13 protein-coding genes are annotated in these 13802 nt (G+C 69.2%); 7 read left to right on the top strand and 6 right to left on the bottom strand.

Annotated features, from left to right (window positions below):
* Positions 1-76 precede the first annotated feature (76 nt).
* From ACLBW1_RS04855 to ACLBW1_RS04845, 3 genes are all read left to right on the top strand, one after another.
* Positions 77-1090 (top strand): ABC transporter substrate-binding protein, encoded by a 1014-nt coding sequence (locus tag ACLBW1_RS04855; protein ID WP_447810413.1) that lies wholly within the window; start codon positions 77-79, stop codon positions 1088-1090.
* A gap of 128 nt (positions 1091-1218) precedes the next feature.
* A complete protein-coding gene (locus ACLBW1_RS04850) occupies positions 1219-2598 on the top strand; it encodes an FAD-dependent oxidoreductase (protein WP_447810412.1) in 1380 nt (459 codons plus the stop codon).
* 194 nt (positions 2599-2792) lie between these two features.
* On the top strand, positions 2793-3131 hold the full coding sequence (locus ACLBW1_RS04845; protein WP_447810410.1) for a glutamyl-tRNA amidotransferase: 339 nt from the start codon (positions 2793-2795) through the stop codon (positions 3129-3131).
* Between the two features lie 121 nt (positions 3132-3252).
* Here ACLBW1_RS04845 and ACLBW1_RS04840 read toward each other — a convergent pair whose 3' ends face one another.
* Positions 3253-3645: a hypothetical protein gene (locus ACLBW1_RS04840; RefSeq protein WP_447810409.1), complete on the bottom strand. Its 393-nt coding sequence runs from the start codon at positions 3643-3645 to the stop codon at positions 3253-3255.
* Positions 3646-3896: 251 nt separating this feature from the next.
* Here ACLBW1_RS04840 and ACLBW1_RS04835 point away from each other — a divergent pair, with 251 nt between their 5' ends.
* Genes ACLBW1_RS04835 through ACLBW1_RS04825 form a run of 3 tightly spaced genes read left to right on the top strand, consistent with a single transcriptional unit; the run spans position 3897 to position 6843 of the window.
* Positions 3897-4913: a FecCD family ABC transporter permease gene (locus ACLBW1_RS04835; protein ID WP_447810408.1), complete on the top strand. Its 1017-nt coding sequence runs from the start codon at positions 3897-3899 to the stop codon at positions 4911-4913.
* The gene (locus tag ACLBW1_RS04830; protein ID WP_447810407.1) at positions 4910-6016 is read left to right on the top strand and encodes a FecCD family ABC transporter permease; all 1107 of its coding nucleotides are present in this window, start codon (positions 4910-4912) and stop codon (positions 6014-6016) included. The genes ACLBW1_RS04835 and ACLBW1_RS04830 overlap by 4 nt, the downstream gene beginning before the upstream one ends.
* Positions 6013-6843 (top strand): ABC transporter ATP-binding protein, encoded by an 831-nt coding sequence (locus ACLBW1_RS04825; protein ID WP_447810405.1) that lies wholly within the window; start codon positions 6013-6015, stop codon positions 6841-6843. The genes ACLBW1_RS04830 and ACLBW1_RS04825 overlap by 4 nt, the downstream gene beginning before the upstream one ends.
* A 266-nt stretch (positions 6844-7109) precedes the next feature.
* Here the strand turns inward: ACLBW1_RS04825 and ACLBW1_RS04820 are convergent, their stop codons facing one another.
* From ACLBW1_RS04820 to ACLBW1_RS04810, 3 genes are read right to left on the bottom strand one after another with little or no spacing between them, the layout of a single operon-like run.
* Positions 7110-7589: a DUF456 domain-containing protein gene (locus ACLBW1_RS04820; protein ID WP_447810403.1), complete on the bottom strand. Its 480-nt coding sequence runs from the start codon at positions 7587-7589 to the stop codon at positions 7110-7112.
* The gene (gene purT / locus ACLBW1_RS04815; RefSeq protein ID WP_447810401.1) at positions 7590-9302 is read right to left on the bottom strand and encodes a formate-dependent phosphoribosylglycinamide formyltransferase; all 1713 of its coding nucleotides are present in this window, start codon (positions 9300-9302) and stop codon (positions 7590-7592) included.
* 25 nt (positions 9303-9327) lie between these two features.
* Positions 9328-9666: a UBP-type zinc finger domain-containing protein gene (locus ACLBW1_RS04810; RefSeq protein ID WP_447811144.1), complete on the bottom strand. Its 339-nt coding sequence runs from the start codon at positions 9664-9666 to the stop codon at positions 9328-9330.
* A gap of 121 nt (positions 9667-9787) precedes the next feature.
* Here ACLBW1_RS04810 and ACLBW1_RS04805 point away from each other — a divergent pair, with 121 nt between their 5' ends.
* Positions 9788-11389 carry a Na+/H+ antiporter gene (locus ACLBW1_RS04805; RefSeq protein ID WP_447810399.1) on the top strand — a complete coding sequence of 534 codons (1602 nt, stop codon included), beginning with the start codon at positions 9788-9790 and terminating at the stop codon, positions 11387-11389.
* Positions 11390-11407: 18 nt separating this feature from the next.
* Here the strand turns inward: ACLBW1_RS04805 and ACLBW1_RS04800 are convergent, their stop codons facing one another.
* Positions 11408-12115 carry a YoaK family protein gene (locus ACLBW1_RS04800; protein ID WP_447810397.1) on the bottom strand — a complete coding sequence of 236 codons (708 nt, stop codon included), beginning with the start codon at positions 12113-12115 and terminating at the stop codon, positions 11408-11410.
* A gap of 60 nt (positions 12116-12175) precedes the next feature.
* Positions 12176-13798 carry an adenylate/guanylate cyclase domain-containing protein gene (locus ACLBW1_RS04795; protein ID WP_447810395.1) on the bottom strand — a complete coding sequence of 541 codons (1623 nt, stop codon included), beginning with the start codon at positions 13796-13798 and terminating at the stop codon, positions 12176-12178.
* Between the last annotated feature and the right edge of the window lie 4 nt (positions 13799-13802).

The following is a 13802-nucleotide window of genomic DNA, read 5'->3' as shown; positions in this document are numbered from 1 at the left end:
CGCCGCGCGAGGGGCGGATTTGCCCGGAACGGGCGCGCCTGCCACTGTGGAGGTGAGGCTATCCTTAGGAGAATCGATGTCGCATCGCCGCGTGCTCACCCCGATCGTCGCCACGGTCACCGCCATCGGCCTGGCCGTCGGGCTCGGTGCCTGCTCGGCGCCGGACGACTCGGCCGCCTCGAGCAGCTCGGTCGCCGCCGAGCCCAATGCGCTGCCGGTGACGATCGACCACCGCTACGGCGACACCACCATCGACGCCACCGCCGCCCGCATCGCGACGCTGGGCCCCGGTGACGGCGACACCCTGCTGGCGCTGGGGATCACCCCGACCACGATGGTGCCGTTCTCCGACCCCACCGAGAAGACCGTGATCGCGCCGTGGAACGAGAAGATGCTGGAGGGCAAGGAGCCGGTCGTCCTCGGGCAGGGCTCGCAGGACCTCTCCTCGTCCATCCCGAAGGCGCTGGCCACCGACCCCGACCTCATCCTCGCGGTGAACAACTCCGTCACGCGGGCGCAGTACGACAACCTCGCGAAGGTCGCACCGACCGTGGTGCGGCCCGAGCAGTACCAGGACTGGACGGTGCCGTGGACGGCGTCGACCACCGAGATCGGCAGGGCCGTGGGCAAGCCCGCCGAGACCGCGAAGCTCATCGCTGACACCCAGAAGCGCTTCGCCGACGCCAAGGCTGCGAACCCGCAACTCGCCGGACGCACCGGAGCCGTGGTCATCGGGTCGGCCGGCGGGGGCCTGAGCATCTACAGCCCCGGCGACGGCCGCGGCCAGATGCTCACCAACCTCGGACTGACCTTCCCCGCCTCGCTGGAGCCCAGCATCACCAACGGCTTCTACGGATCGATCTCCGACGAGAACCTCGGGCTGCTCGGCGGGCTCGACAAGCTCGTGGTCGTCGACTGGCAGGGCGCCAGCGACGCCCTGCGCGCCAACCCGGCGTTCATGAACCTCGACGTGGTGAAGCGCGGCGACGTGGTGTTCCTCGACCAGGTGACCGGCAGCGCGATGTCGGTGCCGACGGTCCTCACCATCCCGTGGGTGCTGCAGAAGCTGGTTCCGCAGCTCGCGAGCTGACCCACCGACCACCCGGGTGACCGGCACCTGGAGTGATTAGCGCCGGACGCGGGCCGACGCCTACCGTGGTGGGAGATTCTCGCGTCGAACATCGCCGTCGAAGACCGAACAGAAGGTAAGCCCGAATCATGAGCGCAGACACACGTCCGTTGCGAGTCGCCATCGTCGGCGCCGGACCCGCCGGGATCTACGCGGCCGACGCGCTGATGAAATCCGACACCGCCGGTGAACGTGGCGTGTCGATCGACCTCTTCGAGCGGATGCCGGCGCCCTTCGGGTTGATCCGCTACGGCGTCGCGCCCGATCATCCCCGGATCAAGGGCATCATCACCGCCCTGCACAAGGTGCTCGACAAGCCGCAGGTCCGGCTGCTGGGCAACGTCGACTACGGCACCGACATCACCCTCGACGACCTGCGCAGCTTCTACGACGCGGTGATCTTCTCCACCGGCGCCACCGACGACCGCGCGATGGGCATCCCCGGCATCGACCTCGACGGCTCCTACGGCGCCGCGCAGTTCGTCGCCTGGTACGACGGCCACCCCGACTTCTCCCGCACCTGGCCGCTCGACGCCGAGAAGGTCGCCGTGATCGGCGTCGGCAACGTCGCCCTCGACGTCGCGCGCGTGCTGGCCAAGACCGGTGACGAGCTGCTGCCGACCGAGATCCCGCCGAACGTCTACTCCGGCCTCAAGGCCAACAAGGCGGTCGAGGTCCACGTGTTCGGGCGTCGCGGCCCGGCACAGGCGAAGTTCACCCCACTCGAGCTCAAGGAGCTCGATCATTCGCCGAACATCGAGGTCATCGTCGACCCCGAGGACATCGACTACGACGAGGGTTCCGCCGTCGCCCGCCGCGGCTCGAAGATCACCGATCAGGTCGCCACGATCATCGAGAACTACGCGATCCGCGAGCCCGGCGACCGCCCGCACAAGCTGTTCCTGCACTTCTTCGAATCGCCGGTGGAGATCCTCGGCGCCGACGGCAAGGTCGTCGGACTGCGGACCGAGCGCACCGAACTCGACGGCACCGGCAACGTCAAGCCCACCGGGAAGTACACCGACTGGGAGATCGGGGCGGTCTACCGCGCGGTCGGTTACCTGTCGGACAACCTGCCCGCCATCCCGTTCGACGACCAGGCCGGCGTCATCCCGAACGAGTCGGGGCGCATCTTCGACGAGGGCGAACACCTCACCGGGCTGTACACGACCGGCTGGGTCAAGCGCGGACCGATCGGCCTGATCGGGCACACCAAGGGTGATGCGAACGAGACCGTGGAGTGCATCCTCGACGACATGAAGGCCGGTGCCCTCAACAGCCCGACGAGCCCCACCGAGGCATCGGTCGTGGAGCTGTTGGAGTCGCGCAACGTGCCGTTCACCACCTGGGACGGCTGGTACCGCCTCGACGAGCACGAGCGCAAACTCGGCGAAGCCGAAGGCCGCGAACGCATCAAGGTCGTCGAGCGCGAGGACATGCTCGCCGCCGCCGAACCCGACAAGGTCTAGCCCCCACACCGCCAGTTGGGCCGACGTTTCCACCAGTTGGGCCGTCGTTTCCACCGGTTGGGCCGTCGTTTCCACCGGTTGGGCCGACGTTTCCACCAGTGGGCACGTAACGACCGCAGTTGGGCATCTGCCTGTGCCGGAGTCGCCGAAAATCGCTGTCGCGGGGCCTCATCGGACCGCTAGCGTCACCGGTCATGCGATCCGCACTTCGACACGACCTGCGTTCCGCGCTCGCGGCCGGAGACCGCACAGCCGTCGCCGCCTTGCGTTCGGCCATCGCAGCCATCGACAACGCGCAGGCGCCGACGCTCGACGACGGCTCCGCATCGCTCCCTGCGCCCACGGGCGGCGTGGGTGTGGGGTCGACCGAGATAGACCGTCTCGACCTCGACGAGGACGAGCTGCGGTCGGTGCTGCGAGCGGAGTTGGACGAGAGCCTCTCGGCGGCAGCCCAGTTCGATGCACTCGACCGTCCCGACGACGCCGCGGCGATGCGGGCACGCGCCGCCGTCGTCGCGCGATACCTCACCTGACACGCACACCAGCTGCCCAACTGCGGTGGTCACGTACCCAACTGGGGTACGAGAACGGCGGTGACCCCCGAGGGGATCACCGCCGTCGTGCGTGTCGTGGTGCGAACGCGTGTGCCGAGACTCAGTTCGTCCAGTAGCCGAAGTTGTCGAACACGTTCTCGCGGATGTCGGAGATCGTGTAGCCGGCGATCGACGACGGGAAGCACCCGCGCTGCTTGGTGGTGATGTTGAGGGTCTCGCCGGGCTTGAGGGCCGGGGAGAAGCGACGCTGACCGTTGATCTCCTGCAGCGTGGTGTTGCGCATGGTGACGCCGCCGACGTTGCGGGCGGTCATGGTGCGGACCAGCGTCGGGACGAACTCGGTGCGGTCGCAGTAGACGGCGCCGGTGATGCGCAGCTCCGGCGGTGCGACCGCGCCTGCGGGAGCGGCCGCGACGATGCCCGCGGTGCCGATGGCGGCGGCCGCCAGGACCGTGGCCGCTGCGCGCTGTGCGTTCTTTCGTGTGTTCTTCATCGTTCCCACTTTCGGCGTGGCCCGCTCGTCGAGGCAGGCGGTGTGTGAACGACCGGCTGGTCTCCTCGACCGGTCGCTGCTGACAGTTCACTGCCAGGCTGCTGTGTTCATCGCCACATCGCCGCATTCGGTTACCAAATGTTGCGCTTTGGTTATCGAACCCTCTTCCGCGGGGACCGCGAAGAGGCCGGGTCGACTTAGGCTATCCTTGCCATACTGACAATCGATGTGGTCGAGGGGGTCCGGCGGTCGTGGTGTCCCCACGCGCGAAGCGCGGTCGCGACCTGACCGTGCTGTTGGCCTTCGTGGGACTGCTCGCCGTGCTGTCGATCGCCTCGATCGCGATCGGTTCCCGCGCCCTGTCCCCGGTCACCGTCTTCGACGCCCTGTTCTCACCGACATCGGCCCCCGCCGACGTCGTCGGCATCGTGCGTGACCTCCGCATCCCGCGCACCGTCCTGGGGATCGTGGTGGGACTCGCGATCGGCGCGGCCGGCGCGCTGGCCCAGGCGCACACCCGCAACCCGCTCGCCGACCCCGGTCTTCTCGGCGTGAATGCGGGCGCCGCCTGCGCCGTCGTCGCCGGCGTCTATCTCCTGGGGATCACCGCACCCATCGAGTACATGGGCTTCGGACTCCTCGGGGCGATGATCGCCTCCGGTCTCGTGTTCGGGACCTCGGCGCTCACACGGGGTGCCTCGCCGTTGACCCTGGTGCTCGCGGGCACCGGACTGTCGGCGATGTTGCTGGCCATCACCTCCGCGATCGTCCTCACCGACACCGCGTCGCTCGAGGCCTGGCGTTTCTGGAACGTGGGATCGGTGGTGGGTCGTGGCAGCGACGTCATCGCCGCGGCCACACCGTTCATCGCCGTCGGCCTGGTGCTCGCGATCGGCAGTGGGTTCTTCCTGAATGTGCTGAGCCTCGGTGACGACATGTCGAGGTCGCTGGGTTCGCGCATCGTGACCGTGCGCATCATCGGCATCGCAGCGATCACCCTCCTCGCCGGTGCCGCCACCGCCGCGTGCGGCCCGATCGTCTTCCTCGGCCTCGTGGTGCCGCATCTCGCTCGCGCCGTGGTGGGGCCCGACTATCGGTGGATAGTGCCGTATTCGGCTGTGCTGGGCGCGATCCTGCTCGTCTCCTCCGATGTGATCGGGCGGGTCATCGCGCGCCCGGCCGAGATCCAGGTCGGCATCGTGCTCGCGGTGGTGGGCGCGCCGATGCTCATCAAACTGGTCCGTTCGCGACGTCTGGTGGCCGTATGACCGAGACCCGCAGCCAACCCGCATCGACCTCGGCACCCACATCCGCACCGGTGACCATCCGCCGACGCGGTGTGGTGCGCATCGGCTCGCTGTCGTTCCTCGTGGCCCCACGCCTGGTGATCGTCGGTGTCGTGACGACCGCGCTGGCGCTGCTGCTGTTCGCCGCGGGCATCGGTGTGGGCGACTACCCGTTGTCGGCGATCGATGTCGGGCGCATCCTGCTCGGCGGCGGCACCCGCGTCGAGAACGTCATCGTCTTCGACGTCGGTCTGCCCCGCGCGCTGGTGGCGTTGCTCGTCGGTGTCGGGCTGGGGTTGTCGGGGGCGCTCACCCAGACCATCGCCCGCAACCCGCTGGCCACCCCCGACGTCCTGGGCATCACCGCCGGCGCCAGCGCCGCCGCGGTGTTCGGCATCGCGTTCGGATCGGGCTGGGGATCATGGTTCGCCGACGTCGGGACCCCGATCTCCGCGCTCATCGGCGCCGGTGTCGGCGCGCTGCTGATGTACCTGCTCGCATGGCGCGGCGGCATCGACGCGTTCCGGCTCGTCCTCGTCGGTGTCGCACTCACGTGGGTCTTTCAGGCGCTCGTCGCCTTCGGCCTCACCCGCGCGCGCATCAACGATGTCGGCCGCGCCCAACGATGGCTCATCGGGTCGGTCTCCGATGCCACCTGGGCCTCGGTCACCACGCTGACCGTCACGCTCGTCGCCGCGCTGGTCGCGGTCACCGCCGTCCGACGCGGGAGTGGCGTACTCGGGCTCGGCGAGGACCTCGCTCGAGGTCTGGGGGTGCGCACCTCCGGCGTCACCGCCGTCGCGCTCGTGGTGGCCGTCGGCGTCGCCGCCATCACGGTGTCCGCCGCCGGCCCCATCGCGTTCGTCGCGTTGCTCGCACCGCAGATCGCGCTGCGGCTCTGCGCCGCGCCGGCGCCCCCGCCGATCATCTCCGGCATCGTCGGCGGTGTCCTCGTCGTCGGCTCGGACCTGTTGTGCCGCAGCCTGTTACCCGCCGGTCTGTCGGTGGGTGTCGTGACCGCGGGCATCGGCGGCCCGTTCCTGATCTACCTGATGATCGCCGTCTCGCGAAAGGCGTCCGCATGACGACCGATGCCCTGACCCCCGACTCGCCGCCCACCTCCACGCGGCTGTCCGCTGACGGCCTCACCGTCGGATACGACGCCGAGCCCGTCATCGCCGATCTCGACGTCGCCATCCCCGACGGCAAGGTCACCACGGTCGTCGGTCCGAACGGCTGCGGCAAATCGACGCTGCTGCGATCGCTGGCCCGTCTGCTGCGTCCACAGTCGGGGACCGTGCTGCTCGACGGCACCGACATCGCCGGTCAGAAGCCGCGCGACGTCGCCCGCACGCTCGGCCTGCTGCCGCAGAACCCCATCGCCCCCGAGGGCCTCACGGTGGTCGATCTCGTTGCGCGCGGACGACATCCGCATCAGAGCTGGTACCGACAGTGGTCGGCCGACGACGAGAAGGCCGTCGCGACGGCGATGGCGATGACCGGCACCGACACCCTCGCCGACCGCCCCGTCTCGGCGCTGTCGGGTGGGCAGCGACAGCGGGTGTGGATCGCCCTCACCCTCGCACAGGAGACCGATCTGCTGCTGCTCGACGAGCCGACGACGTTTCTCGACCTCGCGCACGCCGTCGACGTGCTCGACCTCGTGCACGCGCTCTGCGCCGAGCACGGGAAGACCATCGTGATGGTGCTGCACGATCTCAATCTCGCCGCCCGCTACAGCGATCGGCTGATCGTGATGTGCGACGGGGCCGTCCTCACCGAGGGGGCGCCCACCGACGTCGTGACGCCCGACCTGCTCGAGGCCGCGTTCGGGCTGCGTTCGATGGTCCTCACCGACCCGGTGTCGGGCGGCCCACTCATCGTTCCCCTGGGGCGTCCGCACGCCGACTGACATCGCCAGTTGGGCCGACGTTCCCGCCAGTTGGGCCGTCGTTCCGGCCAGCTGGGCCGACGTTGCTGCCAGTTGGGCCTTCGTTGCCGTCGGGTGGGCCGACACCGGCAGCTGACACGGGACGGTCCGCATCGTGGTGCCGTCCGCAGCCAACCGGCACGTACAACGGCCCAACTCGCGCAAACAAGGGCCCAACTGCGGGAGACAAGGGCTCAACTGCGGGAGACGAGGGCCCAACTGAGGGAAACGACGGCCCAACTGGCGGGTCAGAGCGCGATCGCGCCGGCGAGCCAGCCACCGGCGGCGAACAGCGATGCGGTGAGCTCGATCCCGATGGCGACCAGCGCGGCGCGCGCCGCGGCGATCGCGCCACGACGCCCGGCGGTGACGCTGCGGGCCGGAGCCCATTCGGCGGCGAACGCGCCGGCGAGGAAACCGATGGGTAGCCCGATCACCGGGATGACGAAGAACCCGACGATGCCGACGAGACCGCCGATCATGATGGTGCGGTTGGAGATCCCCGACTTCTTCATCGACGATCCCGCGACGAGGTACTTCACGATCGCGGCGGCCACGATCAGCGCCACCGCGACACCGGCGACGGCCCAGGCCCATCCACCCTCGAACGCCGCCCACACCACGATCGCCAGACCGACGAGCGACGGCCCGGGCAGCATCGGGATCACCGTGCCGACGAGGCCGACGGCGATCACCAGCGCGACGATCACCTCACCGGCGACGGGCATCTACTTCTCCGCCGGTTCGCGGGCCTCGGCCGCGGTGTCGAACAGTTGGGTGGTCGCCGACCGCTCCCCCGGCGTCTCCCCCGTGGACGTGTCGAACTCGTCGTCGGGTCGCGCGAGCGGGCTGCGCTCGGTGGGTACGTCGACCCCGGACCGGGCTGCGTCCGCGCCCGGTGCCAGGGCGTCGCGACCGACCGACGCCACCCCGGGGACGTCCGGCGTGGGCGGTGCGGGCAGACGATCGGTGGGTGGACCGGTGGGGACGGGTGGCTGCGGCGTCGCCCGCACGGGCAGGGCGGTGGTCGCCGGGGCATCGGGGATCGATGGGCGGGCGGGCAGGGTGCTGACCGGGCGCACCAGTGCCGCAGCGTCTTTCGCACGACGCCGGGCGCCGGCGACGTCGTCGGCCGTGGCCACCACCACACCCATCCGCCGCCGCACGTAGCTCTCGGGCTTGCCGAACAGGCGGATGTCGGTCTCGGGGATCGTCAGTGCCGCAGCGACGTTCTCGAATCCGATCGCCGCCTCGTCGCGGCCGCCGTAGATCACGGCCGATGCACCCGGGCTGGCGAGGGTGACGTCGACGGGCAGACCGAGGATGGCGCGAGCGTGCATCTCGAACTCCGACAGACGCTGCGTCGCCAATGTCACCAGACCGGTGTCGTGCGGGCGAGGGCTCACCTCGGAGAAGTAGACGTCGTCGCCCTTGACGAACATCTCGACGCCGAAGATGCCTCGGCCGCCGAGCTTTCCGTCGCCCAGGGCCGTCACGATGCGCGCCGCGATCGACATCGCGGCACCGTGTGCCACCGGGCTCATCGGTTGCGGCTGCCAGCTCTCCACGTAGTCGCCACGTTCCTGACGGTGCCCGATGGGGGCGCAGAAGTGGGTGGTGAGGGTGCCGGTCGCCGGGTCGACCGCGCGGACGGTGAGCAGTGTGATCTCGTAGTCGAAATCGACGAAACCCTCCACGATCACGCGGCCACCGGCCACGCGCGCACCCGACGCCGCCGTCTCCCACGCCGAGGCGAGATCCTCGGGCCCGCGCAGCATCGACTGGCCCTTGCCCGACGACGACATCGTCGGCTTCACCAGACACGGGTACCCGACACGGTCGGCGGCGACGGTCAGCTGCTCGAGCGAGTCGGCGAAGGCATACGCCGACGTCGGCAGGCCCAGCTCGGAGTCGGCCAGACGCCGGATGCCCTCGCGGTTCATGGTCAGCGAGGTCGCACGGGCGGTCGGGATCACCTCGGTGATCCCCCGACGTTCGGCCTCCTCGAGAGCGCTGGTCGCGATGGCCTCGATCTCGGGCACCACGTAGTCGGGGCGCTGGTCGATGATGAGGCCGAGCAGCGCGTCGTGGTCGGTCATGTCCATCACGAAGCCGTGATGGGCGACCTGGTGACCGGGCGCGTTGTGATAGCGGTCGACGGCGATCACCTCGACACCGAGTCGTTGGAACGCGATCACGACCTCTTTGCCGAGCTCACCCGCGCCGAGCAGCATCACCCGTGTCGCCGAGGGCGACAGCGGCGTACCGATCCGCGGCGAACCGGCGGGCACGGGTCCGATCGTCGACGGCGGGACACCCGGACCGGGACGGGGCGGCACAGGGCCGCGACCGGTGGGCGGCACGCCGGCCGGGGGCCGCGACACCGGTGGGCGCGGCGGCGGAACTGGGCGCGGGGTGGGTCGCGGGCCGGGGGAGGTCATGGGTTTCTCGTTTCTCGGGCCGGCTCTAGCCGAGCTCGGCGTGCACGTAGCACCAGCGCCACGTCTCACCGGGCTCGGCCGAGCGCATCACGGGATGCTGCGAGCTCTTGTGGTGTGCGGTCGCGTGTTTGCGGGGGCTGGAGTCGCAACACCCGATGTATCCGCAGGTCAGGCAGCGACGCAGATGGGCCCAGTGTTCGACACCCTCGGCCTCGCACCCCTCGCATTGGTCGGCGCGGCCACGCACGGGGTCGTCGGTGGGATCGGGCGATGTCGCCAGGAGATCAGCGCACGCCCCCGGCTCGGGAACGTCCGGCTTCTGGTCACGAGCGGCCACGTCGGACGGGCCGATCAGTCGGTGCATCACCGATCGTCGTATGGATCGCACCTGCACAGTGTCCCGTATCCGGCGACCATTCGGCCACCTGGTCACCGAACCGAGGTCAGGGCGAGAAGATCCCGGCGAACCGATACTGTCAGCCCTCATGGATGCCTCGATCCTCGTCGTCGTGGTGGCGGCGCTGGCGGTCGCGGCCCTGGCCCGCCGCTACCGCCTCGCCTCGCCGCTCGTGCTGGTCCTCGTCGGTCTCGGGATCAGCTGGATCCCGGGCCTCCCGACCGTCGAACTCGATCCCGACGTGGTGCTGTTCATCATCCTTCCGCCGCTGCTGTATTCGGCGGCCCAGGACAGTTCGTATGTCGCGCTGCGCCGCAACGTGCGCGCGGTGGGACTGCTCGCGGTCGCGCTGCCGCTGGTCAGTGCCGTGGTGGTGGGTTTCGTCGCGTACTGGTCGCTGCCGCAGCTCCCCCTGGCCGCCGCGCTCGTGCTCGGTGCGGTGGTCGCCCCGCCCGACGCGGTGTCGGCGACGGCGATCGGTCGTCGCCTCGGTCTCCCCCGCCGCATGACCACCCTGCTCGGTGGCGAGAGCCTCCTCAACGACGCCACCGCACTCACCGCGTACCGACTGGCCCTGGGGGCCGCGGTCGGCGCCACCACCAGCGCCTGGGGCGGGATCCTGCTGTTCGCCGAGGCCGCGATCGGCGGCGTGGTGGTGGGGCTGCTGCTCGGTGTGGTGGTGTCGAAGATCCGCCTGTGGCTCACCGACCCGCCGATGGAGACCGCGCTCGGCATCGTGATCCCGTTCGCCACCTATTTCGTGGCCGAGGAGGTGCACGCCTCGGGCGTCATCGCCGTGGTCGTGGTGGGTCTGTACCTCGCTCAGCGGTCGGCCCGCGAGGGCTACGCGACGAGGCTGCAGGACGCTGCGGTGTGGCGCTCGATCGACGTGATGCTCGAGTCGTTCGTGTTCCTGCTGATCGGATTGCAGCTCCCCGAGGTGCTCGACGGCCTCCGTGGCCGATCGGTCGGGGTGATCATCTGGACGTCGGTGGCCGTGCTGGCGACGGTGATCGTGGTGCGCATCGTGTGGATGTTCCCGGCGACGTATCTGCCGCGGCTGTTCTCACGGCGTATCCGCGAACGAGAACCCGCGCCGTCACCGGGTTCGGTGTTCGTCATCGCGTGGTCGGGCATGCGCGGGGTGGTGAGCCTGGCCGCGGCGTTCGCGATCCCGCTGACCACCGACAGCGGCGCCGCGTTCCCCGCCCGCGACGAGATCATCTTCCTCACCTTCGTGGTGGTGGTCGGCACGCTGCTGCTGCAGGGCACCACCCTGCCGTTGTTGATCCGAGTGCTCGGTGTCAGCAGCGACGAGCGGCGCACCGATCTGTTGTCGCTGGCCGCGGCACAGGATCGGGCCGGACGAGCGGCCGGCGCTCGTCTGGACGAACTCGCCGCCGAGATGCCCGAGAACGACGCCATGGGTGAGCAGGTCGAGATCCTGCGGCGGTGGATCCGGTCGCGGAAGAACCTCGCGTGGGAGGAACTCGGCCGGGGCGAGGAGGAGCTCGGCGAGAGCCCGACGGTGATGTTCAACCGCATCCGCACCGAACTGCTCCAAATCCAGCGGGAGGTGTTCATCTCCGAACGCGACGCCGGACGTATCGACGACGAGGTGCTGCGCCGCGTCCTGCACCAGCTCGACCTGGCCGAGGGCCTGTCGGATCGGGCGTCCAAGCGCGAATGATCCGGCGCGTCGGACGTCTCAGCCGAGAAGTGTCTTGCGATCGGTGTGGAAGAAGGTCACCAGGGTCGCGGCGCCACACAGGGCAGCCGCCCCGAACAGCAGGTAGCCGCTGTCGATGATGGTCCCGACGATGCCGCCGAACACCGCGCCCACGATGAACCCGGCGTAGAGAAGGGCGTAGCCGAGCCAGTCGTACACGGTGCCGCCGCCGCGGAAGTGACGCTCCATCCCCTGACCGAGTTTCACGAGGGTTCCGGTCACGTAGCTGAGCGGGATGGAGACCTCGCCGTTCTTCACGAACGCGGCGTTGAGCGCTCCCACGGAGAACGCCACGATGATGATCGGCCAGTAGGTGACGTTGTTCTCCTTGAACCCACTGAGCACGAGGTCGGTCATACCCGCGACGAACAGTCCGATCGTGGTGAGCACCGTGGTGCCGTGCGGGTGGTTGTTCCAGAACCGGCGCCGGCAGTACATCGCGACGAAGACCCCCGCCACGAACGCGATGATGATGAACCCCGCATTGAGAGCCGTGGGCCCGATCACACCCCGCTCGCGGGTCGTCTCGAACCCCTGCAGCGCGGCACGCTCGGTGTTACCCGTCATGAACGTGACGAAGTAACCGTCGGAATCGAGAAACGCTGCCGCCCCGATCATCCCGGCAACGGCTGCGAGTACCCACGACAACCGCGCGTCGGCGCCCAACGCATCTTCTCTGGTGATCATCGATCTCGAATCTAGGCCACCACCGACCCCCCGGCGTGGTGACCGGAGAGCATCACAAATTCAGACTGATGCCGTTGTGTCGGAGTCGATGTCGTCGTCCTTCTTGCCCGTGTCGGACGTCGTACCGTTGTCCGGCGTGGCCGGCGGTGTCGCAACGTAGACGAGTGTCTCCTCGGTGCGGCCGCGCAGGCTCACCGACTCCTGCGCGTCCCAGTGCCCCGACTCGGCGTCGGCCGCCCGCACCGCGCGCTCGGACGCCAGTGGTCGGGTCGGGTCGCGCTTGGCGAGTTCACTCAGTCGGGCCGACTCGTTCACGGCGTCACCGATGACGGTGTACTCGAAACGCTGGATGGCGCCGACGTTCCCGGCCACCACCGGGCCGTAGCTGACGCCGATGCCTGCGCTCAGTTCGGGCACCTCCTGCGCCAGGCGCTGCGAGATCGCGCGGCTCGCCGCCAGGGCCGCACCGGCGCAGTCGTCGAGGTCGATGGGCGCGCCGAACACGGCGAGGACGGCGTCGCCCTCGAATTTGTTCACCAGCCCGCTGCGTTCCTCGACCTCCTGCACGATCACCGCGAAGAACCGGTTGAGGATCGAGACGACCTCCGACGGCGACCGCTCCGACGCCAACGTGGTGGAGCCGATGACGTCGACGAAGACGACCGCCACGGTGCGCTCGGTGCCGCCGAGTTCGGGGTCGCTGGTGAGTGCCGCCTCGGCGACGTCGCGTCCGACGTGGCGGCCGAACAGGTCCTGCAGGCGCTCGCGTTCCCGCAGCCCGGTGACCATCGAGTTGAAACCCGCCTGCAGCTCACCGAGCTCGGTGCCGTCGAAGATGACGACCTCCACGTCGGTCTTGCCGTCGCTGACCTTCTTCATGCCCGCGCGCACACTGCGGATCGGGGCGACGACGTGCGAGGTGTTGAGGACGGTGAGCAGCAACCCGGTGAACAGTGCGGTCGCGACGAGCACGGTGACGCCGGTGAAGATGTCGACCTTGTCGGTCTCGGGTCGGAACAGCGAGAACCCGGTGACGAGGAAGATCCCGACGATGGGGATACCCGAGCCGACCGACCACGAGATCAACGCGCGGGTACGCAGGGCACTGCGCTTGCGGCGCAGCTTCACGTCGGCGTTGATGACCTGCGCGGCGATGGGCCGCAACGAGAACTCGCTGAGCAGGTACGAGATGGCGCACACCACCGTGCCGGACAGTCCGACGACGAAGAAGATCTTCGGGATCAGGGCCGGGTCGAGCACGCCATAACAGATCGTGAACATGATGATCGCGCCGATCCAGAACGACGCCTGCAGAGCGGTCAGCTTCCACGGGGTGCGACGCGCCCGGCGGGCCTCTTTACGGGTGGGCTCACGGTCTTTGATCGCCCACCGCAGCTGCCGCACGATGAGCGTGGTGCCGATGACGACGCCGAAGAACAGTGCGGCGAGGACGTAGATCGGCAGGGCGATGAAGTTGACCCACCAGAACTTCGCCTCGAACACCGACGGCTCGGGGATGCCGACACTGGCCAGCACCGCGGCCATGATCGCGCCGATCGTGTTGGAGACGACGATGGATCCGGTGAGCAGGATCTGGATCCGGATGCGCTGTGTACGCGGGCTGTCGTTCACCGAGCCCAGGATTCTCGACCCGAAATCGGCGTTGCGCCGGTTGCGTCCCATGGCT

Source organism: Williamsia sp. M5A3_1d (assembly GCF_053345315.1).
Note: the sequence above shows the minus strand (reverse complement) of the source record. Positions and strands in the feature narration are given on the sequence as shown.